This is a genomic window from Microcoleus sp. w2-18bC1 (assembly GCF_036700365.1).
Taxonomy (GTDB): Bacteria; Cyanobacteriota; Cyanobacteriia; order Cyanobacteriales; family Microcoleaceae; genus Microcoleus.
In genome coordinates this window covers 1-20,524 of record NZ_JAUBOS010000086.1, presented here as the reverse complement: position 1 = coordinate 20,524, position 20,524 = coordinate 1, and the positions used below count along the sequence as shown (strand labels likewise).

16 protein-coding genes, 1 tRNA gene and 1 pseudogene are annotated in these 20,524 nt (G+C 44.8%); 12 read left to right on the top strand and 6 right to left on the bottom strand.

Annotated elements, in window-relative coordinates; translation table 11 throughout:
* Nucleotides 1-406: 406 nt before the first annotated feature.
* The 4 genes from QT979_RS26295 to QT979_RS26280 all read left to right on the top strand — a co-directional run bounded on the left by QT979_RS26295 (nt 407) and on the right by QT979_RS26280 (nt 4,755).
* On the top strand, nt 407-985 hold the full coding sequence (locus QT979_RS26295) for a ferric reductase-like transmembrane domain-containing protein (RefSeq protein WP_333215693.1): 579 nt from the start codon (nt 407-409) through the stop codon (nt 983-985).
* A gap of 102 nt (nt 986-1,087) precedes the next feature.
* On the top strand, nt 1,088-2,449 hold the full coding sequence (locus QT979_RS26290) for a WD40 repeat domain-containing protein (protein ID WP_333215695.1): 1,362 nt from the start codon (nt 1,088-1,090) through the stop codon (nt 2,447-2,449).
* A 194-nt stretch (nt 2,450-2,643) separates the two neighbouring features.
* On the top strand, nt 2,644-2,928 hold the full coding sequence (locus QT979_RS26285; protein WP_333215697.1) for a DUF2470 domain-containing protein: 285 nt from the start codon (nt 2,644-2,646) through the stop codon (nt 2,926-2,928).
* Nucleotides 2,929-3,117: 189 nt separating this feature from the next.
* Nucleotides 3,118-4,755, top strand: a complete 1,638-nt coding sequence (locus tag QT979_RS26280) for an AAA family ATPase (protein WP_333312132.1) — start codon at nt 3,118-3,120, stop codon at nt 4,753-4,755.
* Between the two features lie 140 nt (nt 4,756-4,895).
* Here the strand turns inward: QT979_RS26280 and QT979_RS26275 are convergent, their stop codons facing one another.
* Complete coding sequence (locus QT979_RS26275; protein WP_333312131.1) at nt 4,896-5,972, bottom strand: DUF3616 domain-containing protein; 1,077 nt, start codon at nt 5,970-5,972, stop codon at nt 4,896-4,898.
* A 509-nt stretch (nt 5,973-6,481) separates the two neighbouring features.
* On the opposite strand from QT979_RS26275, the gene QT979_RS26270 reads away from it, so the two are divergent.
* On the top strand, nt 6,482-7,585 hold the full coding sequence (locus QT979_RS26270) for a site-2 protease family protein (protein ID WP_333215703.1): 1,104 nt from the start codon (nt 6,482-6,484) through the stop codon (nt 7,583-7,585).
* A gap of 286 nt (nt 7,586-7,871) precedes the next feature.
* Here the strand turns inward: QT979_RS26270 and QT979_RS26265 are convergent, their stop codons facing one another.
* The 3 genes from QT979_RS26265 to QT979_RS26255 form a co-directional block, all read right to left on the bottom strand.
* Nucleotides 7,872-11,534, bottom strand: a complete 3,663-nt coding sequence (locus QT979_RS26265; RefSeq protein ID WP_333312130.1) for a PAS domain S-box protein — start codon at nt 11,532-11,534, stop codon at nt 7,872-7,874.
* Nucleotides 11,535-11,943: 409 nt separating this feature from the next.
* Complete coding sequence (locus tag QT979_RS26260) at nt 11,944-12,108, bottom strand: hypothetical protein (protein WP_333215706.1); 165 nt, start codon at nt 12,106-12,108, stop codon at nt 11,944-11,946.
* 108 nt (nt 12,109-12,216) lie between these two features.
* Entirely contained in the window at nt 12,217-12,606 is a 390-nt protein-coding gene (locus QT979_RS26255) for an AbrB family transcriptional regulator (RefSeq protein ID WP_333060228.1), read from the bottom strand.
* Between the two features lie 265 nt (nt 12,607-12,871).
* Between QT979_RS26255 and QT979_RS26250 the strand changes: the two genes are divergently transcribed.
* The 4 genes from QT979_RS26250 (at nt 12,872) to pyrR (ending at nt 16,128) form a co-directional block, all read left to right on the top strand.
* The gene (locus tag QT979_RS26250) at nt 12,872-13,315 is read left to right on the top strand and encodes an Rrf2 family transcriptional regulator (protein ID WP_333077293.1); all 444 of its coding nucleotides are present in this window, start codon (nt 12,872-12,874) and stop codon (nt 13,313-13,315) included.
* A 37-nt stretch (nt 13,316-13,352) separates the two neighbouring features.
* Entirely contained in the window at nt 13,353-13,736 is a 384-nt protein-coding gene (locus QT979_RS26245; RefSeq protein ID WP_333215708.1) for a GFA family protein, read from the top strand.
* A gap of 362 nt (nt 13,737-14,098) precedes the next feature.
* Nucleotides 14,099-15,178 carry an adenosylcobinamide-phosphate synthase CbiB gene (gene cbiB / locus QT979_RS26240; protein WP_333215713.1) on the top strand — a complete coding sequence of 360 codons (1,080 nt, stop codon included), beginning with the start codon at nt 14,099-14,101 and terminating at the stop codon, nt 15,176-15,178.
* Nucleotides 15,179-15,594: 416 nt separating this feature from the next.
* The gene (gene pyrR / locus QT979_RS26235) at nt 15,595-16,128 is read left to right on the top strand and encodes a bifunctional pyr operon transcriptional regulator/uracil phosphoribosyltransferase PyrR (RefSeq protein WP_333215710.1); all 534 of its coding nucleotides are present in this window, start codon (nt 15,595-15,597) and stop codon (nt 16,126-16,128) included.
* Between the two features lie 262 nt (nt 16,129-16,390).
* Here pyrR and QT979_RS26230 read toward each other — a convergent pair.
* Nucleotides 16,391-16,463: transfer RNA gene (locus QT979_RS26230), tRNA-Ile, on the bottom strand.
* Between the two features lie 185 nt (nt 16,464-16,648).
* Between QT979_RS26230 and QT979_RS26225 the strand changes: the two genes are divergently transcribed.
* Nucleotides 16,649-17,338 (top strand): hypothetical protein, encoded by a 690-nt coding sequence (locus tag QT979_RS26225; protein ID WP_333215712.1) that lies wholly within the window; start codon nt 16,649-16,651, stop codon nt 17,336-17,338.
* 115 nt (nt 17,339-17,453) lie between these two features.
* Complete coding sequence (locus QT979_RS26220; protein ID WP_333215714.1) at nt 17,454-18,884, top strand: hemolysin family protein; 1,431 nt, start codon at nt 17,454-17,456, stop codon at nt 18,882-18,884.
* A 41-nt stretch (nt 18,885-18,925) separates the two neighbouring features.
* Here the strand turns inward: QT979_RS26220 and QT979_RS26215 are convergent, their stop codons facing one another.
* Nucleotides 18,926-19,186: a hypothetical protein gene (locus tag QT979_RS26215; protein ID WP_333312133.1), complete on the bottom strand. Its 261-nt coding sequence runs from the start codon at nt 19,184-19,186 to the stop codon at nt 18,926-18,928.
* Between the two features lie 96 nt (nt 19,187-19,282).
* On the opposite strand from QT979_RS26215, the pseudogene QT979_RS26210 reads away from it, so the two are divergent.
* Nucleotides 19,283-20,461 (top strand): annotated as a pseudogene (locus tag QT979_RS26210) (IS701 family transposase).
* Nucleotides 20,462-20,524 lie beyond the last annotated feature (63 nt).

The window sequence follows — 20,524 nt, the reverse complement described above, 5'->3', positions numbered from 1 at the left end:
CATTGAAGGCAATGAATCTGTTGGTTTTTGTTGGGAAGTTACAGCTTTACTAAAACCTCTTGCCATTGATAGCACCCTAAACTACAACAAACTACATTGAAATTTAGTCGGATTTAACTGTAGCATATTTTGGGTTCCAGTTAAGATGCGTTTACCCTGAGTCCTTTCTTATGGAAAGGGGGTATTATCAGTTTGTAGTTGGGCGCGATACCTAGCCAAAAGTTCAGGTAATCTCCTCAACCCAAGGTCAGCTAATTCTGACCTTTTTTTATAGGTAACAACTCAACTTTTAACCAGCTATTTTTGCGAATAAGTGTTTTAAGCTTAAAACTTAATTGACATTGCAATTTCCAAAAGCTAGACTAGCTTCAATTGGAGTTTACCTACTTAGCAATGAGAGTAAGTTATGCAATTTTCAACGATGGATTTAGATACATTCTCTCAGGCGAGTTTCCTGGGATTTGCGGCCTTAACAGCCTATATCCTCACACTGCTTCCCACAAATTTGAGAATTGTTTTCCCTCTGACAAAAAAAACGGGCTTTCCCCAATGGCTGCTGAAATATCGGCGTTTCATTGGTCTGCTCTCTTTCTTTTTAGCTGTAGCTCACGGATTCGTCTTTTTCAAACAAAGAAACTTTGATGTCTTCGATCTCAAAACTTATTTTGTTTACTTTCAGGGAGTATCAACATTCATTATTTTTACTCTCTTGGCTATCACGTCTAATGATTGGAGTGTGAAAAGGCTAAAGAAAAATTGGAAAAAATTGCAGAGTCTCACTTACCTTGCTATGTTTTTAGTAACCTGGCATATCTGGGATAAAATGGCCGATCACTGGACATATTTAACGCCTGTTGGAATTGCAGCGATAACCGCCATAATATTTTTATTCCTCTGTCGCACCTGGATTGAGCGCCAATCTAAACCACAAAAACATCAGCCAACCGCAGACAAAGTAACAGTGCTAAATAAAAGTGTTGGATAGCATTTATCAAAGTGAGAATCCAGCCGCAACCTCCGCGATAATTTTCGGGAATTGAAATCCGGAAGTTTATTTTACATAAACTTAGTTTTGGAGGTCATGTTTATGATATCAAAAGCCGTTAAATGGAAAAGTTTAGCCTTGACATTAACAGCAGTTGTAACTGCGACGGGCATCGGCTTATACAGGTATTTTGCGGAATTAGAAACAACTGTATCGCAATTTAAATCGGGGTTGCTCACTCAATATTCTAGCAGTTTTAAAGATAATTCAGGGTGGATTTACGCGATCGCACTCAGTCCAGACGGCAAAACTTTAGCCAGCGGGAGTTATAGTGGCATTATCAAAATCTGGAACTTGCAAACCGGCGAATTGCTTTACACCATAAAAGCACATACCGATGCAATTGAATCCCTCGCCATTAGTCCTGACGGCAATCTTCTGGCTAGCGGGAGTTGGGATAACCGGATTAAATTGTGGAATCTCAAAACCGGCATACTCATCAATACATTGAAAGGTCATGCGGATGATGTCAAGGCAATAAGTATCAGTCCGGATGGAAGGTTACTCGCTTCTGGCAGTACCGACAAAACTGTAAAATTGTGGAATTTTCCCGATGGCAAACTACTGGGCACACTTCCAGATACAGACTGGATTCAATCTGTGGCTTTTAGCCCGAACAGTAAAATTTTGGCAATCGGCAGCGAGAATGGAACTATCAAGATTTGGTGGCTTGATGATGGCGGCAATTACACCCTGACTGGGCATTCCGGGCCGGTGAACTCAGTTGCCTTCAGTCCTGACGGGAAAACTTTAGCGAGTGGCAGTGCGGATAAAAATGTTAAGCTGTGGCAGTTTACAAATGGCAAAGTTCTGCACACATTAACAGGACATTCCGACCCGGTGCAGTCAGTTGCTTTTAGCCCGGATGGACAAACTTTAGCGAGTGGCAGCTACGACAAAACTATCAAGCTGTGGAACTTAAAAACAGGCGAACTGATGACAAATTTTGCCGAGCATTCTAAGCCGGTTTGGTCAGTTGCTTTTAGCTCTCAAGATACTGTTTTAGCCAGCGGTAGCGGAGATGAAACTATTAAGCTTTGGCCTGTATCTGTCCCGATTGCGACTCAGGTTCACTCTCCAGCACCAGAGGTAGAGGCAGCACCTTCTGAAATTATCTCCTCCGGTGAAATTGCACATTTGAACCGGAAAGTTTACGACCAAATTGACAAAAGTTGGCGCTCGACTCCCACCTTCAGCACTTCATTAGTTTATCGTGTTGCCGTGAATGAAGAAGGGGTAATTACAGATTGTCAGCCGCTGAACCAAGCAGCGGGTGATTTTATTCAACAAGTTTCTCTTTCTTCCTTTCGCAATGCTGGTAAACATCAGCATTCTTCTCAATTTAAGGTAGTGTTAAAACCCTCTGGGGTGCTTGAAGTCAGCCCGTGGCAAGGGTGGAGCTAATTCTAATAATTATCTAGAAAGTTCGGTTTGATGAGGACTTTTTGAATTACTGAATCACTCGATATTATTGTCTTCTGGTTCTTCCTTCTTTCTCCTTTTATTTCACTCATAACTCTTGATGCAATTCATCGCGGTTGAAAAGTTTGTACCGATCGCAGTACAATCGATCGATATTGCATCTGAGGAATCTCCCCATGTCAGAAACGTTTTCCACTGAGATTAGCGATCGCATCTGCACTCACATGAACGAAGACCACGCTAGCGCTGTCGTGCTATATGCTCAAGCATTTGGCGACCAACCGCAGGCAACGGAAGCTCAAATGCTCGCTATTGATGCTAACGGCATGGATTTAACAGCTAAAGTCAACGACGAAACAGTGCCCGTTAGAGTAAATTTCGATCGCACTTTAAAAGACGCCGAAGATGCTCACCACACTCTCATTGAAATGGTGAAACAAGCTCGAAAAGTTGCTAAGTAGCCAACTGGTCACTATTCTGTTATAATTTTAACGTTCGCAGTACAGACTTTAGTCCGGCTAAATAGTTGTTAAGGAGTCAAGTCCTTACTACAAGCCTTAACTCCGGTTAAGTCCTTTTTAATGGCTAAAGTCCTGACTGCAAACCAAATATTTAATAAAGTTGAATATACATCTAAGATATGAAATAGAATGACAGAAAATTACCCCCAATCCAAAGAATTAGAGGCCATCAATGGCGGTAAAAATAACCATTTCGAGGCACTGGTAAAGCGACTAGATTTGATGATTCGCGCCCGCTATTCGCTGCTGTACATTGTCGGCGCGGAGGAGGAACCGGTCGAAGCCGTAATTGCCCAAGTAGCGCTGCAAGTAACTCCCGCGCGCCGGGTATTGCGGTGGGATCTTGTGCGCGGCTGGGAGGATAACGGTTCTGGGAAAGGTTCGGTAATGGCGGCGCTCGATCGCGTCAGCAAAACTGCAGTTGAAGAATATACAATATTTGTACTGCGGGATTTGCACCCAATTTTGAAATATCCATACAGCGAAAAAAGCGCGGCAGTAGTGCGAGAATTGCGAAATTTAACGCGAGAATTAAAGCGCAGCAAAAAAACTATAGTTCTTACTTCTCACACGCTGGAATTACCGGAGGAATTGAAAGAAGAAGTAACAGTAATTGATTTTCCTTTGCCCAACGTCCAAGAAATCGACAGTTTAATTTCCCACGTTGTGGAAAAGCCGCAACAGTTGCAAGTTAGCGGTTTAGCAAGGGAACAGTTGGTTAAAGCTTGTCAGGGTTTGAGCCGCGCTAGAATCGGACGAGTTTTGGCTAAAGCTTTGGCCGCAAAACAGCAAATTAACGAGTCAGATATTGACGGAGTTTTGGAGGAAAAACAGCAAGCAATTCGCCAAACTGGCATTTTGGAGTTTTTTAACTCCAGAGAATCCCTAAAAAGTGTGGGCGGCTTGGAGAATTTGAAACAGTGGGTAAAAATGCGGCAAGATGCTTTTACTGACGAAGCGCGTCGCTACGGCATACCGAATCCCAAAGGAGTTTTGTTAGTAGGAATTCAAGGCACTGGCAAATCTTTATCTGCGAAAACAATAGCCTCAGAATGGCGTTTGCCGCTGCTACGATTGGATACGGGGAGATTGTTTGGCGGCGTGGTCGGGGAAAGCGAAAGTCGGGTTAGACAAATGATACAATTAGTAGAGGCGATCGCACCTTGTGTTTTGTGGATCGATGAAATAGATAAAGCCTTCGGTAACATTATCAGCGGTGGCGACGGCGATTCGGGAACTTCGCGCCGGGTATTCGGCAGTTTGATTACTTGGATGCAGGAAAAAACCAGTCCGGTGTTTATTGTTGCAACTGCAAATAACGTCAGGATTTTGCCGGCAGAGTTGCTGAGAAAAGGCAGATTTGATGAAATTTTCTTTTTGAATTTGCCCTCAGAATCGGAACGCCAAGATATTTTTAAAGTGCATTTGCAGCGACTGCGGCCAACTAGATTGCGGGAGTTTGATTTGACGGTTTTGGCAAAACGCGCTGAGAATTTTAGCGGTGCAGAAATCGAGCAAGTTGTAATAGATGGGTTGTATCGGGCCTTTGGCACGTTTGTAAACGGACAGCGCCGGGATTTGATGACGGAGGATATTTTGAGGTCGATCGAGGATACAGTACCTTTAGCTGCGATCGCGCGATCGCAAATTGAAGATTTGAAGCGGTGGGCGGCTGAAGCAGGCGCGAGAACAGCTTCTAACGATACTCACTTAATTGATGAATTGAAACGCTACAGCCAGCGGCGAAGGGATGCGATCGACAATTGACCCAATTTGTAGGGTGCGTCAGTTCGTGTCCAATTAATTCTAAAACAAATTCCCTCTGACTCACATTCTTAATCGTATGATGCGTCATTTCCTGGCTGATTAATTCTCTCAAATATCTCCCGTTATGACGCAGTATACTACTACAAAGCCAACCTAAAAACATCAGCAAGAATAGAATTTTTTTCAATTATTCTCCCCGCATCCGGCGAATCGTAAACCACTAACAGCGAATTCTGCCCGTCCAAATAGGGAAACAGGCTCAATCCCTCAGCATTGTCCGTACCAACCTTAAAAGGCAAGTCAAACAATACTTCCAAATCTCCCCCATCTTGTCCACTAATACTGTCGCCCGATCGCCCTAAAATTCCCTTCAACCGAAAAACCCTTGTCGCCCCAGATAAAGTCATCGTCGGCCCGGCTAAAACAATTAAATCTTCCCCCTTCCAGCACAATTCTCGCACGCCCAAACCGTTCAAATCAAGAAAATGTTTGTTGTACAATTTCCCTCCTTTCCCAATTTCCTTAAGCCTTAAAACTCCAGGTTCTGCCTCTTCAACTTCTATTTCTAAAATTATCGCCCAACCCCGCAGCACCGGCCCCCGCAAACCGAGCAAAATGCGATCGCCCCGCACCGCCAACCCTTCAATATCAAAGCCATTTTCTTTACTCGGAATCGGCACAGATAAATACAAGCCGAGGTGGGTGTCATCTTTGAGCGCGTCTGTCAGCAAATTGCCCGTTTCTGTCCGCTGCAGACATCCCGCTTTAAGTCGAGTTTCGGGATTGCTTGAAGGGGAAATTGACTCGCACAAAATTCCGTCTTTCATAGGAATGCGCGCCAGCAAATAGCGGTTGACCTCTGTCTCGATTTGTGCTAATTTTTCAATATCTTTGTCGGCGTCTTTGCCTTTAGTTTTTTTGCGTTTTGTGCTGTGAGAACCGACCAGCCAAAGATAATCGCTGCTGAAATCCATGCCTTCGATATCGATTTCGCATTTTCCAGGTAGATCGATAAAATCTGCGATCGCAAATCTTTGATGTTCTCCAAAAATATGAGGCGCGACAAGCGACAAACGCTCGATCGAAGTCGTCTCATCGGAACCCAGCCACAAATGGCCGTCTGGAGTTGAAGCGACAGCGGATAAGTCTGTAATGATATCAGCGACTTCGCTGTTGAATTGCAGTAGCAGCCGGCCGAGCAAAAAAGATTCTGGCATAATTATCAGGATCAAAACTATTCTTAGGGTAAGTCATTATAGTTAAACCTGCTTGAAACTGCGATCTTGCCACAGGTGTAATAGTCCGCCAGGAATTATTTCTCCGTCTCAAAGCTGGCATTCCGTTAAAACTGAGAGGTTGCACCATTCTCAATAAAGCTTTTACGGGCGGGCTAGGAGCAAGGGCCACAAGAACATTTAATTTTTGTGGAACAGGCATCTTGTCTGTTCATGACAGAGGTGCAAGATTTGAGTTAAAACCGACTGAAAACAAAAACAGAAAATTAAAAAAGATATCCTCCTCAAGCCTCATAGCAAAAACTTCCGTTTTGAGATAAGAATATTTAACCCCTAGCGGGCAAAACCGCAGTCGGCGGTAATTATTCAGCAAACCGAACCTCCACAGACGGATAACACCCTAATTGAAGCATTAACATCGCCGTTACGTTTCGTTACGATAAGGAGACAGAGAGAAAAACCTCTCATTCGTAAAATCAGAGGTAGCCATTATGAACGGTACATTTCGCGTCGGCAACCTGTTTGGGATTCCCTTCTTTGTCAACGCATCTTGGTTTTTAGTTCTGGGTTTAGTAACCTGGCAGTACGGCGGCGCATTAGCTGCCCTGTTTCCCACATTGGGCCCCGTAGCGCCCTGGATGCTGGGATTATTCACAGCGTTACTGTTATTTGCTTCCGTCTTAGCCCACGAATTAGGACACAGTTGGGTAGCCATTAAACAGGGAATTGGCGTGAAATCGATTTCGCTATTTCTGTTTGGCGGACTGGCTAATTTAGAAAGAGAATCTAAAACCCCAGCCGAAGCATTTTGGGTAGCCATTGCAGGCCCGTTGGTTAGCTTATTTTTATCCGGTTTGTTAACAGCGATCGGCATCGGTGCTGGTCTCACAGGCCCCGCAGCGGCCATCGTCGGACTTTTAGCTTCCATCAACTTAGTTTTAGCCTTATTTAACTTAATTCCCGGTTTGCCCCTCGACGGCGGCAACATCCTCAAAGCAATTGTCTGGAAAATTACTGGCAACCCTTACAAAGGTGTAATTTTTGCTAGTCGCGTTGGTCAAATAATTGGTTGGATTGCCATTGCTACAGGCATCTTTGGCAATATTTGGAATCTAGTAATCGGTTGGTTCTTACTGCAAAATGCCGGTCAATCTGCCCAATATGCCACAGTCCAAAATCAACTGGCAGGCCTGACAGCCGCAGATGCTGTTACCCCCGAAAGTCCGATCGTCTCCCAAGACTTGTCCCTCAGAGAATTTGCCAACAACTACGTGATCGGTAGCACTCAAACCTGGCGCAGATTCCTGGCAACAGATGATGCCGGACAATTGGTAGGTGCGATCGACCTTGATGACCTCAAAACCATTCCTACCGGACGCTGGCCCGAAGTTTTGGTTAAAGAACTCCTGAAGCCGATCGAATTTTCCACAACAGTCAAACCAGAATTATCCCTCCTCGAAGTCGTCACCCTTCTGGAACAACTCAAAGTACAAGAACTCCCCGTCATTCGCGAAAATGGTGTCCTCGTCGGACTTGTAGAAAAAGCTGAAATTGCCCGCCTGTTACAAAGACGAGCCGAAGCGAACCCTGCTTGATATCCTCCGATACTTGACAAATAAGAGTTAACCCCCTCGATTTCCCCTTACCAAAAGGGCGATCGGGGGGGTTAACTCTAGCTTGAAAAAAGTCAATTCAAACACTCAATTATTAGCAGCAAATCAAGCATAATAATTATCGGAGTGTATTGAGCATCTGAGCGAGGATTTTATGCCGTATCATGACTATTGTGGCAGTCGCTAAAATAACTGTTTTGGGAGCATCAATGCAGAACAGCTACTTTATAGATAAGGTGAGCTTAGCCGCACGCGAAAACTCAGCAATCTACAGCTCAATTTCAGCAATCAAATCTAGTATTTTTTGATAATCAAAATTATATAGATGATTCCTCATAACTTCCGCAAAAACATCATTATCGCTGCCGATTTCCTCAATAGTTGTGGCAATCAAGTCGAAGTCAGCCTCACGAACGGCCTGTTTTAGATTCCTCGTCCATTCTGGGGAAACTTTTGGCTTGGAGTCCAGCGTAAATATTGCAGCACTATCAGATATTTTTTCTTGTAGCATACTTGAACTCTGCGATAAATCATTGACTTCAACATATTTATTGATGACTTCACCAGCACCCACTGCGGTAACAACTTGAATATCAAACTTGAAGACAGTCCCTTGTCCCACTTCGCTCTCGACGGTAATGTCGCCGCCCATTAATCTTATGAACTCGCGGCTGATGTTTAATCCTAAACCCGTACCTGTTTGAACTTGCTTTTCTGATGAGGTTTGCACCAATAATTCAAATAGGCTTTCTAATTTTTTCGGGAAAATACCAACTCCTGTATCGGCTATTTCAAACCCAATAAAAATAGTTTTTTGAGGTTCTCCAATATTTAAGTAGTTTTTGGTAGGCTTATTGATTCCTAATTGTTTGTGCCATACTGTGACGGAAACTGAACCTGTTTCGGTAAATTTAACCGCATTGTCTAAGATGTTTATCAGCACTTTTCTCAGCTTAATATCATCAGTTTGCACGTATTGGGGGACATCGCAAGAGCAGTCAATAATTAATTGCAATCCTTTATTTGCCGCCCGAATCTGAAACATATTTTGCACATCCCCCAGCAAGCGGTAAAAGTCAAAAACTTTGGCGTTGAGTGTCATGCGCCCAGCTTCTATTTTAGATAAGTCTAAAACTTGATTGATCAGTTGAAGCAGGTGTTCTCCGCTGCGGCGAATAATTTTGATATTTTCTTGTTCCGGCAAAGTTAAATTAGCGCTTGGTTCCATTAATTGAGCGAAGCCGAGAATGGCGTTGAGGGGGGTTCGCAATTCGTGGCTCATGTTGGCGAGAAAGAGGCTTTTAGTTTTGTTGGCAGCTTCTGCGGCTTCTTTAGCTTGTTGAAGTTCTTGTTCTGCTTGTTTGCGATCGCTCGTATCAATGATTATGCCGTGCCAGACAATATCTCCATTTTCGCGCAATTCTGGTCGAGAATAGCCTTGCAGCCATTTGAGTTTTCCCGATGCTGTCACAATCCGCCACTCGTGGGAAAATGGTTCTAGATCAGTGGCACTTTTGACAAATGCCTCGAAGTGGCTGGAGCGATCGTCCGGGTGTATTTGTTCGTAGAGTAAAGCAGAGTTGTTCTGGATTTCCTCCGGCTCTAATTCTTGAATTTCTCGGCATAGAGGACTGATATATTCCATCTTGACTGAGCCGTCGGGATGCTGCACGAATATGTAAAGTTCTCCGGGAACAGTGTTCGCTAATTTGTGAAACAGAGCTTCGCTTTTTTGCAAGGCTAATTGTGCTTGTTTGCGATCGCCAATATCAATCCCAAATCCAAACAAAAAATCGAGGCTGCCACCTTCGTCGAGCACCGGTGTGCCGTACCACTCGACTAACAAAGTTCGATCGTCAGAAGTGAGAATGCGATGTTCGTTAACCGTTTGCTCCCGCGCTGTTACGCCCGTAAAAATTGAATGTAATCCGGCTCGATCGCTTGGGGGTACAAATGTCGCTAAGTAATCCTTGCCTACAACTTCTGTGGCAGTATAGCCCACCGCTTCCAGGATACTGTGATTCGCCAGCAGGATTTTACCCTCAGAGTCGATCGCCACAAAAAAAATCGGGGAATTTTCGATAATCTTTAAGTTAAAGTCGCGCTCTTGACGGATAATTTTTTCAGCTTGCTTGCGCTCCTCAATTTCGAGCTGCAAGCGGGCATTGATCGAGGCTAGCTCGATCGTGCGATCGACTACTTCAATTTCCAGAGTACGGTTGTAGTCAGCCAATATTTGCTCTGCCTGTTTGCGAGCCGTGATATCTTTAAACACAGTAAGAACATAAAGGATATTCCCCGCACCGTCAAACACCGGCAGCGCTCGCACTTCCAAACGAATATTTTTCCCGTCTCGGCGAATATCCATATCTTCCGCAATCACCTCGAAGCCACTCAACGCCCGCACAAACGGCATTTGCTCGGCAGGGTACAGTTGATTAGTGCCTGTTATATAAATTTGATAAGCTTGTGGTAGCTCTTGTGCGGTAGCATCGGGCATTTCTCCTCTACCCAATATCTGCTCACCCGCCGAATTCATGAAAATAACTGCGCCGCGCGGATTCATCGCCGAGACTCCAACAGGCAAATTTTCTACCAGTTGGGCAAATTTTTCTTCACTTTCTGCCAAAGCTTGAAAAGACTGTTTCAGTTGAGCTGCCATCTCGTTAAAAGACTGGGCTAATTCGCCGACTTCCTCAAGCCTACTGACAGTAACAGGGCGATCAAACTCTCTGGCGGCAATATCTTTAGCTGCTTCGTTGAGCCGCAGCAGCGGCAGCGTTACCCACCTCGCCGTCAGCACTCCGGCAATTGTCGATAGCAGCAGCGCCGCCAAACAAAGTAAAATTGTAGCGCGCGTATTTTTGTTAATTTGCCCCATAAAATCGGATTCGGGAACTGCGATCGCAATCAGCCAGTTCAAACCGTAAACATCAGAAAAAGGCAGCACTTCCACAAAATATTCCTTCCCATCTCGGCTAAATTTCAGTTGCTGCCGCTGCTTAATGTCGCCAAACCCCCCGAAGTGTTCGTACAAATATTTAGCTGCGGTGCGAATGACAGGAGTTTGGCTGTCTAAAACATTCACCCGCTGCAGTTGCTGCTTTCCAGACATCTTCCTAAAGGGTGATTCTTGACTCGAACTGGCAACCAGCAAGCCAGATCGTTCGATCGCGAAAATTTGTCCCGTTTTGCTAAGCTTAATGCGATGCAGATATTGCTCAAGCTCCGAAAGCGAAAAGTCTACGCCACAAACTCCCAGCAATTTACCATTTCGATCGCGAATCGGTTGGCTGCCAGCAATAAAAACAGTCCCAGGATTAAAACCCGGATAAATGCTCGTCCAAATCGGTTTATTAGCTGCGACAGCTTCTTTGTACCAGGGACGGAGACGGGCATCGTAGGTTCTGGGTTCTGCCTTTAATTTAGCGGTGCGAGTGCCTAGGCTGTCTGTAGCGTAGTAAATGCTCTGAAACTTGGTAGACTTGTTTGCCGCGACAATTTGCAAGCTGTTATCCGTGGGGTTGCGCCAAATTCCGAGATATTCTCCTGATTTTTCCGCACCGAGGGAAATCCACTGAATGCTTTTAAACGAGCGCATTTGCTGCCAGAGGAACTTCTCTCCCCGAGGCTGCGGCTTTTCTAACTGTAAGTTTAATTCACCGCGCTCGATCGCTTCAGCGTTAAGTTGATTTACCCACTGGGTAGGTTCGAGAAAAGAAATCAGCTTTTCTTCAACTCTCTTTCCCGTCTCCGCGATCAATTTATCCGCGAGTTCTTCGACTGCTTTGTCTCCGTTGCGAAAGGACAGATACCCGACAATCCCGACTACGGCGACAATTTGCAGCACAAAAGATGCCACTAGAAGGTGACGCAGGGAGATTTTTGTTTGGTGTTGAGAAGTTTTACTCGCGAATCGGGGCAACGGCATAGGCTGATGGCTAATTGCTCCCTAACACTTTAACTGTTCCAGCCTGTAATTTCACTCTGACGGGGCGATCGAGGTGTTTCCTTGCCCTCAAAACCCCTCGCATACAGACACAAATCACGAGCAAGCACGAGACTTATACAATTTTAGATTTTAGATTTTAGATTTTAGATTAAATAATTCCGAATGAATGATGAAGCTCTTGCTTTCGAGCTTCGCTACAGTTGCACTCTTTTTTTCAACGAGTATGACGCACTGTTAGCTGAGAATACCTCCGCCATTTTCTTGCTTTCGTGAGTTTCCTAGCTCAACCAAACCTGATTCTTGCGTGGAACCTCGACCATCGAAACTCAACATTCATCCGTTAAATCCGCTATACAATCCCTTGGTGAACATCCATGCGTTACATCCGTTACATCCGGTAGCACAATCCGTTGCCGAACTTCTCTTTAACAGCTACGCGGAAAATCCCCCGCTTGTCCAAACGGATAGAGCGAGGGGCGAGAATAGGTATTCTCGGAAAATATAAAGTAGTGGCAGTGGCTGTTGTCGAGCCATTGCCATCTATAGAAGCCATACTATTTGAGGCTCACAAAAAGATTTCAGAGCCAATTGTCTGCTTGCAGTCAATGCTTGAAGTCAAACCAACCTGTTCAAGCAAGAAGTCAAAGCAAGTCGTAAAGGCCTAGGCTACTTCTTCTTCTCGATCAATTTGGCGCAGGTGAATGTGCTTGCGTCCCAGAGAGATTTCAAATTCATCTCCTGGCTGGAGTTCCATCTGTTTGGTGTAGGCAGCTCCAATCAGTAAGTTGCCGTTAGATTGAACGCTAATCCGATAGCTGGCAGAGCGTCCGCCACGTCCATTGCCGTTTTGCTTCCCGTCTAGCTGAATGCCTTCTGCATCAATCAGCGCATTGAGGAATTTCATCATGTTGACCCGTTCTACGCCGTTCTTGGTAACGGTGTAGTAGCCACAGGCTCTAGCTTTTTCTTCCTTGGTAAGGTTCTCTAGGTCTTTGACCTTTTTGATCAGATCTTCGCCTTCAAGGGGTTCGATATTTTTCTTTTTAGCCATTTACTGAGTCCTGAAATATTCAACTGGTGTACGGATTTTTTCTCGGTTGGTTTTTGGTTTGACCAAGAAACTTTAGCTTTATAGCTGGTCGTAAAACTATATTACACCGATCGGCTCAATTGTTAACCACTATTATCTAAATATTTTTAACAACCTGCAGTATTTCTTGAGGAGTAGCTGCAACCGATGCGAGCAATCTCTAAACTCGGTAGCATAAGCTATCAGCTATCAGCTAGCTGAATATTTGCCCCGCTCTTAAAATCCCATGAAGTTAACCACACGCGGACACTACAGTGTCAAAGCATTACTGGATCTAAGTTTGCAACCTCGCTATGGCCCGACATCGGTGAAATCGATAGCGAAGCGACAGGAGTTACCTGCTCCGTATCTAGAAAAATTGCTGATTGAAATGCGACGAGCCGGTTTAGTCCAATCTGTTCGGGGTTCCCAAGGAGGATATCAATTGGCCCGCCAGCCCGCTCAAATCTCTTTAGGACAAATCTTAGAGGCTGTAGGTGAAACTATTGAACCTTTACCTCGACATTTTCCCGACGCGACGCAAGCAGAGGACTGGGTAACATTCAGTTTGTGGAACCGATTGCACAAAAAACTTGCCGAAGCGCTGTACAGTATTTCCCTCGAAGACTTATACTATGATGTCCGCAGTTGGCAAGCGGCTCTTGGCGAAGAAACTAGCTTTATCATTTAAATGGTAAGTTCATTCATTCGATCGCCAGCAAGCACACATGGACGCAACACTTGTTACTTACTTTGGTGGCTGTCACTGCGGAGCTGTCCGCTTCCGTGTCGCCGTTGACAAACACGAAGCATCAGATTGCAACTGCTCTATCTGCAAAAAGAAGGGATTTTTGCACCTCATTGTGCCACCGGAACGTTTTACCTTGCTCAGTGGCCAAGATGTTTTGACCACCTATACATTTAATACAGGAACTGCTCAACATACTTTCTGCGGAATTTGCGGCATTCACTCGTTCTATCGCCCCCGATCGCATCCCGATCATTTCGATGTCAACGTCCGTTGTCTTGACTCAGATGCCATCGAACACTTTCAGATCCTACCCTTTGACGGTGTTAATTGGGAGGAGAACGTACACTTGCTCGGCGACTAAACTAATCTCAGCAGTTAGAGCAACCACGCCTGATGATGATGAGGTTTTGAATTGCTCAAACCCTTGCCTTTATTGCTTCTTCCTTCTTCCTTCTACAATAAAATCGCCCCTCAAAAAATCAAAGTCTGCAAGGGTAGCAGGAGTTAAAATCTGCTCTCTGGGGCGATTGCTCCTGCTCTGACAATCAAGGAAGATGCTTCGAGTCCCCGGAGGCATCCGTGGAGCGAGAAAAAACCTCCTCGCTCCCCATCGCAAGTCCCCGGATTGATCGGTGGGGTCGCTTTCTTCAATTCCTTAATCTAAAATCTAAAATCTAAAATCTAAAATCGATTGACGGACTATCAAGTTTGACACAATATATAATGATGCCGGATGAATTTCCTGTTTTGATTTTAGCTGCGGTGTTGGATTATTCGATCGGCGATCCTTGGGGTTGGCCACATCCCGTGCAGGCGATGGGTTGGGCGATTGACCGCTATACTCGACTTGTCTTTAATATATGGAATAATCCCGCAGGCAAAATGCCTGAAGCAGAGGATCGTCCCGCTGGCGATCGGCACAAACTGCTGCTACGATGTGCTGGTACAATACTAGCGATCGGGCTGATTGTAGGCAGTTATACTGTCAGTTGGTCGATCGTCCAAGCTGCTAGTTGGGTGCATCCTGTTTTAGGTATTGCCATACAGACCATTTTGCTGGCAAGCTGTTTTGCCGGTCGCAGTTTGAGGGCGGCAGCAGAGGATGTGCTAGCACCTTTAAATGTTGGAGATTTAGTCAAGGCGCGAGAAAGGTTGAGCCTTTACGTCGGCCGGGATACCGAAAACTTATCCGAGCCAGAAATTCTGCGAGCATTGTTAGAAACTGTAACAGAGAATGCAGTCGATGGCGTGACAGCACCGCTATTTTATGCCTTACTTGGGTTCGCTCTGCCGCATCTATTATTAAGTGTTACCGGTTCGCCGATCGATCCTAACTCGATGTGGGCGACTGCTATAGTCCCCTTGGCGATCGCTTACAAAGCAGCCAGCACATTAGATTCTACGATCGGCTACAAAGAAGCCCCATACACAGATTTAGGATGGTTTAGCGCCAAACTAGAAGACGTGCTGACGTGGATTCCTTGCCGGCTAACAGTGATTACTTTAGCCGTTATATCGGGCAAACCGATTTACATTTGGCAAATTTGTCAGAGAGATGCTGTTAAAGATGCCAGCCCCAATTCCGGTTGGAGCGAGTGCGTTTACGCCGCCATCTTGGGAGTACAACTAGGAGGTACTAATTCCTATCGCGGAGTTCTCAAACACAAACCGCTGTTAGGCGAGCCGGATCACCCTATCACAGCGCCGCTAATTTGCCAAGCATTGCAATTAACTCGGTATTGCTTTCTGATTTGGTTGGGACTATCATTGCTTTTTTATACCTTATTATGTTTGAGCCGCTAACTGATGACCTCATCCGAACAGTCCAGGAGACATAAATAACGTATTTCTGCCATTGTTCGCGCTCCAAGCATTGCAATCGCAGCATCTGCTTTTCATCCGTTCTGGGTAAGCCCAGCAGAAGACAGATATAAGCCACCGACAGAAGCAAAAAAAGTTTTGACCCAAAGCATCCAGGATACCCGCCACGTGATTCATCCGTCCAGAAATAAAAAACCTGTATCCGATCAACAAGCCCCCGAATTTATCCGTGGGGTCAATGCTAAAATCTAAAATCTAAAATCTAAAATCTAAAATCTAAAATCGATTGACCTTTGTTCAAACCCCTAGATTCCTCTGTCAAGTCAATCTAAAACCTCAAATCTAAAATCTCCAATTGTTCGATATGCCAACAGCCAACAATTAGCTCGCAGCAACCCATGACTAAAATTATCGAAATTTTATCCCCTGATGAAGTGAGGCGCACTCTCACGCGCGTCGCTTCCCAGATTATCGAAAAATCAGGGAACCCCTCGGAGTTAGTGCTGTTGGGCATTCATAGTAGAGGAGTGCCTTTAGCTCAAATTTTGGCAGATCAAATTGAAGTGCTCGAACAAGTCAAAGTACCCGTGGGCGCTTTGGATATTACCTTTTACCGAGATGACTTGGATCGAGTTGCGATGCGGACACCGGCTAAGACAGAAATTCCTTTCGATTTGACGGGCAAAACCGTGGTGTTGGTAGATGACGTTATATATAAAGGCAGAACGAGTCGAGCAGCTTTGAATGCGGTAAACGATTACGGGCGGCCGGAGAAAATTTGGTTAGCGGTATTAGTCGATCGTGGCCACCGAGAAGTACCGATTCAGCCAGATTTTACGGGTAAAAAGTTGCCGACTGCAAAGGAAGAACAAGTTAAGGTTTACGTTCAAGATCTCGACGGGCGCGACGGAGTGGAGTTAATTAAGGGATAATAGGATTTTAGATTTTAGATTTTAGATTTTAGATTGGGCACAAATGACTGTTAAACAAAGTCCAGCTAAATAAACTACTTAGGGTGCGCTGTAACTAGCGCGTCAAGCCACTTTTTGCGTCCATCACCGAGCAAAATACTTCGTTTCCGCCCGCTGACAACGTAAAAAACCCGGTTTCTACCAGAATAGGGGCTTTTGGGTAAGCAAGCCTCTAGGAAGAAACGGGGTTTTTCGCGCGCTGAGGGTCCTAAATTATGAAAAATCGGCAGTGCAGGAGTTGAACCTGCCTGGGGCGAATTATGAGTTCGCTGCCTAAACCGCTCGGCCAACTGCCGTTAAGTCGATTTGTTCGACCTAACTGAAAATGAATTATAACATAATTTCTCAGTCCGTGCTAGAACTAGAGAACAAAAATCAAAATCTTTAGATCTGCTGAGTCCCGATCGCCTGTTAGCCAATGTTAGGCAAGCCGATCGACCGGGCCAAGCAGTTTCTAGGACTCGGCATAAACTTATAGGCAATGGCAGTGAATTCGACGGTAGTTCTGACTCTAATTCTGCTCGCTCTCATGTTTGGAGCAGGCGTGACGAGTTCTGTTTGGGGATTTACTATAGGTCGCGAAGCCTTGCAAGGAACGACTCAACCCGATGTTCGTCCCAGCAACAATGCTGGCAACGGCAAGCCTGGAAAGACGGCTAGTAAAGACCAAGTGAGCATTTTGAAAGAAAAAGACATTCTCACAACCGTCAAAGCACGGGTAGAAGGTCGCGATCCCGAAAAAACGGCCGGGGCAAATACTAAAACAGAGAAGGCAAGCTCTAAACCAGCCGCGGCAAAAAAACCGGCTGCACAAAATGCTAGCGCCAAGTTTCCCCTGAACAGTCGCGACGGAGGAATAACCCTGGAAGTGAGCGCGGCCAGTCAGCGCAACAATTCCATGCTGCTAGACGTGAGCATGAAAAATGAAGGCTCGCAAGCTGTGAGGTTTCTCTACAGTTTCTTGAACGTCACTGACGATCGTGGCAGGGCCCTGAGCGCGACTGCCGAGGATTTGCCGTCGGAACTGCCCCCCAACGGGCAGGTGTTTTACGGTACGGTGAGTATTCCCACAGCTTTGCTGGAAAATGCTAAGGAAGTTTCGCTGACGCTGACAGATTATCCAGGTCAAAAACTTCAGTTGCAAATATCTGGCATTCCAGTGGCGAAGTAAAACAAAAGGAGCAAAACCTCCAAAGGGATTCTCACGTTTGATCGAGAAAGTTTTTTTAGGGAGCATTGTGTCACTTTTAGGGGCGAGAGTGCAGGACATATCTGATTTACCCGCGATGAGTTGGACAGAGGTGCTGTCGCGGTTGCTGTCAGTGCTGTTGCTGATTGCGATCAATGCTTTTTTTGTGGCGGCTGAGTTTTCGATGGTGACGGTACGCCGATCGCGCATCAATCAGTTAGTGGAAGCTGGCGATGTGGCAGCTTTAACTGTGCAATCTTTGCAGCAAAGTATTGAGCGATTGCTCTCGACAATGCAGTTGGGAATAACTCTTTCTAGTTTAGCTCTCGGCTGGATTGGGGAAAGTACGATCGCCGTGCTAGTCCGAATGTCGATCGGCTATTTGCCGCTGCCAATTTACATCAAGTCGGCGATCGCCCATTCTTTTAGCATATCAATAGTAACTTTTTTGTTGCTAGCTTACGTGCAAATCGTACTGGGCGAACTTTTTCCCAAATCTGTAGCGTTGCTGCATTCCGAACAGCTAGCCAGAAGTTTAGGGCCTCCGAGTTTATTGATTGCCCGTGTGTTCAAGCCCTTTGTGTCGTTTCTCAATCAATCTACTCGATCGCTCTTGCGGTTTGCGGGCATCGAATACGATCTAAGGCACCGGCCGGTTACTCCCGAAGAATTGCAATTAATTATAGCTACCTCCAGCGAATCCAGCGGCTTGGAAGCAGAAAAGCGAGAATTGCTCAACAACGTGTTTGAATTTGGCGAAGTTTGGGTAGAAGAAGTAATGGTGCCCAGGCCTAGCATTGTCGCACTTCCCAAGACGGCAACCTTTCAAACTTTGCTCGACGAAATGGCGATTTCTCACCATTCCCGCTATCCCATGACGGGAGATTCTTTAGACGACATTATCGGCATTATTGGTTTCAAACAACTGGCAAAACCCCTAGCTGAAGGTTTGCTATCTCCCGATACGCCAATTTTACCTTGGATGCGTTCGGTGAGGTTTGTACCGGAGATGATGCTGCTGGGGGAACTGCTGCCTTTGATGCAGAGTTCGTCGGAAGAAATTGCGATCGTAGTCGATGAATTTGGCGGCATTTCCGGGTTAGTTACACTGCGGGATTTGATAGCCGAAATTATCGGCCGCAGCTACGAGTCGCCCGACAGCAAAGAAATTGCTTTGCAAGTATTGGACGATCGCACTTATTTAGTGCAAGCGCAGTTAAATTTAGATGATGTGAATCAAATATTGAATGTGGATCTGCCAGTAACTGACGAATATCAGACAATTGGAGGTTTTCTGAGTTATCAGTTGCAAAGAATGCCGGCAGTGGGGGAAGTTTGGCGCGGAGAAAATGTGGAACTTACGGTTGTTTCTGTGTGCGGGCCGCGGTTGGATCAAATTCAAATTCACTTGTTGTCAGAGGCGGCGGGCGATCGAGCTTTAGATGGAATTGCAGCAGCGGATGAGGAAGTTGTGGGGAAAGGGCGAAAGAATAGCGGGGTAAGTAGTGTGGCGAAAATTTCTAGTTGAGCATATTTTAGCGGTATCGGCTCAATAAGTAGCAGGGTGGATTAATTGTCAAAAGAGTAAACCAGTGGGGAAAGGCTATTTGCTGACGAGTACGCGCCAGATTTAATTGGTTGGTCTTGATGAGATAAACCGAAAAGTAATTCGCTAACATATTCAAGTTGATTGGCCATAAATCTTAAAGCTTCAGGAAGTGTACTTGTACCGAGCATCCGAGCTAGAAATAGTAAAAATTGTCTGACCATTGCCCAGTTCGCAGGTGCATTGCCACCTCGATGGATGCAGTTATCCTCATTTAACGTCACATCTTTAACCCAATGCAGCCGATTCTCTATTAACCCTCTTTTGTCACTCTCGTGGTAGTATAAGCAGTGACACACCTCAAAAGCATTGCCAGTCCTATGGTAGAGCCTCGTCAACCAGTACCCACAGTCAACTTTATAGATGAATACTGTCAAATTTATCAAAACATATTTCCAGAAGTTAGGAGCTTTGAAGCTTTTAAGTACTTACATGTCGGTATGATATCAGACATAAAACGCAAAACACTACCATCAATAGCGAAAGTTATAGGGCTAGATAATCATCAAGCATTACACCATTTTTTAACACAATCACCTTGGAAGGTAAAAGAATTAAGTGAGAAACGATTAGAATTAATATTATATGTACTTCAAGGGCGCCCAATAGTACTAATAATTGATGAGACAGGAGACAAAAAAAAGGGGGATGCGACTGATTATGTAAAACGACAGTACATTGGAAATTTAGGTAAAACAGATAATGGTATCGTTGCAGTTACAGCGTATGGTGTTTGATCTGGTCTGACTTTTCCTCTATTATTTGAATTTGATAAACCGAGAGAAAGACTGCAACCAGGAGATGAATATCTAACTAAACCTGAAATCGTCGCAAAAATGATCAAACAATTGCGTGCGATGGGATTTAAATTTAATCTTGTCCTAGCAGATAGTTTATACGGAGAGAGTAGTAAAAATTTTATTCAAATACTAGAGGAATTGAATCTAAATTTTATTGTGGCAATTCGCTCTAACCACAAAGCATGGGGAGTTACAGACGCGAAAGTTAAATATTCAAAGTGGCAAAGATTCAAACGTGCCTTCTCCGACTTAAGCTCGGAAGACAGATATATAAGAGAGATTATTTGTGGTGATAATCCGGAAATTAAATATTGGCAAATCACAACTGATAAAGAGGAGCTGCCCAAAAACACTACTTGGTATGTAATGAGTAAATTTCCCAAGGTTACACCCAGAGAAGTAGGTAATTTTTATGGTTTAAGAACTTGGGTAGAATATGGTTTGAAGCAAAGTAAAAACGAATTAGGATGGGCAGATTTTCGCTTAACTAATTATTCACAAACAGAAAAATAATGGGAAATTATTTTTAGCGCTTATTTGATGGTTAGTCTCCACTCTGAACAACTGCTAAAATTACCACCACAATCTGAATCTAATTTTTCATCACATCCAGGGTGGGATCGAGGAAAGGGGTGGAAGAATATTCTTAACAACCTCCGTTTAATACTTCAACCATTTGTACTATTTAGGGCTTGCTGAAAAAGTCAGAAAACAGCATTGCGAAAAATGAGTGAATTCGAGATCGCCTTGACGAGATAAGTT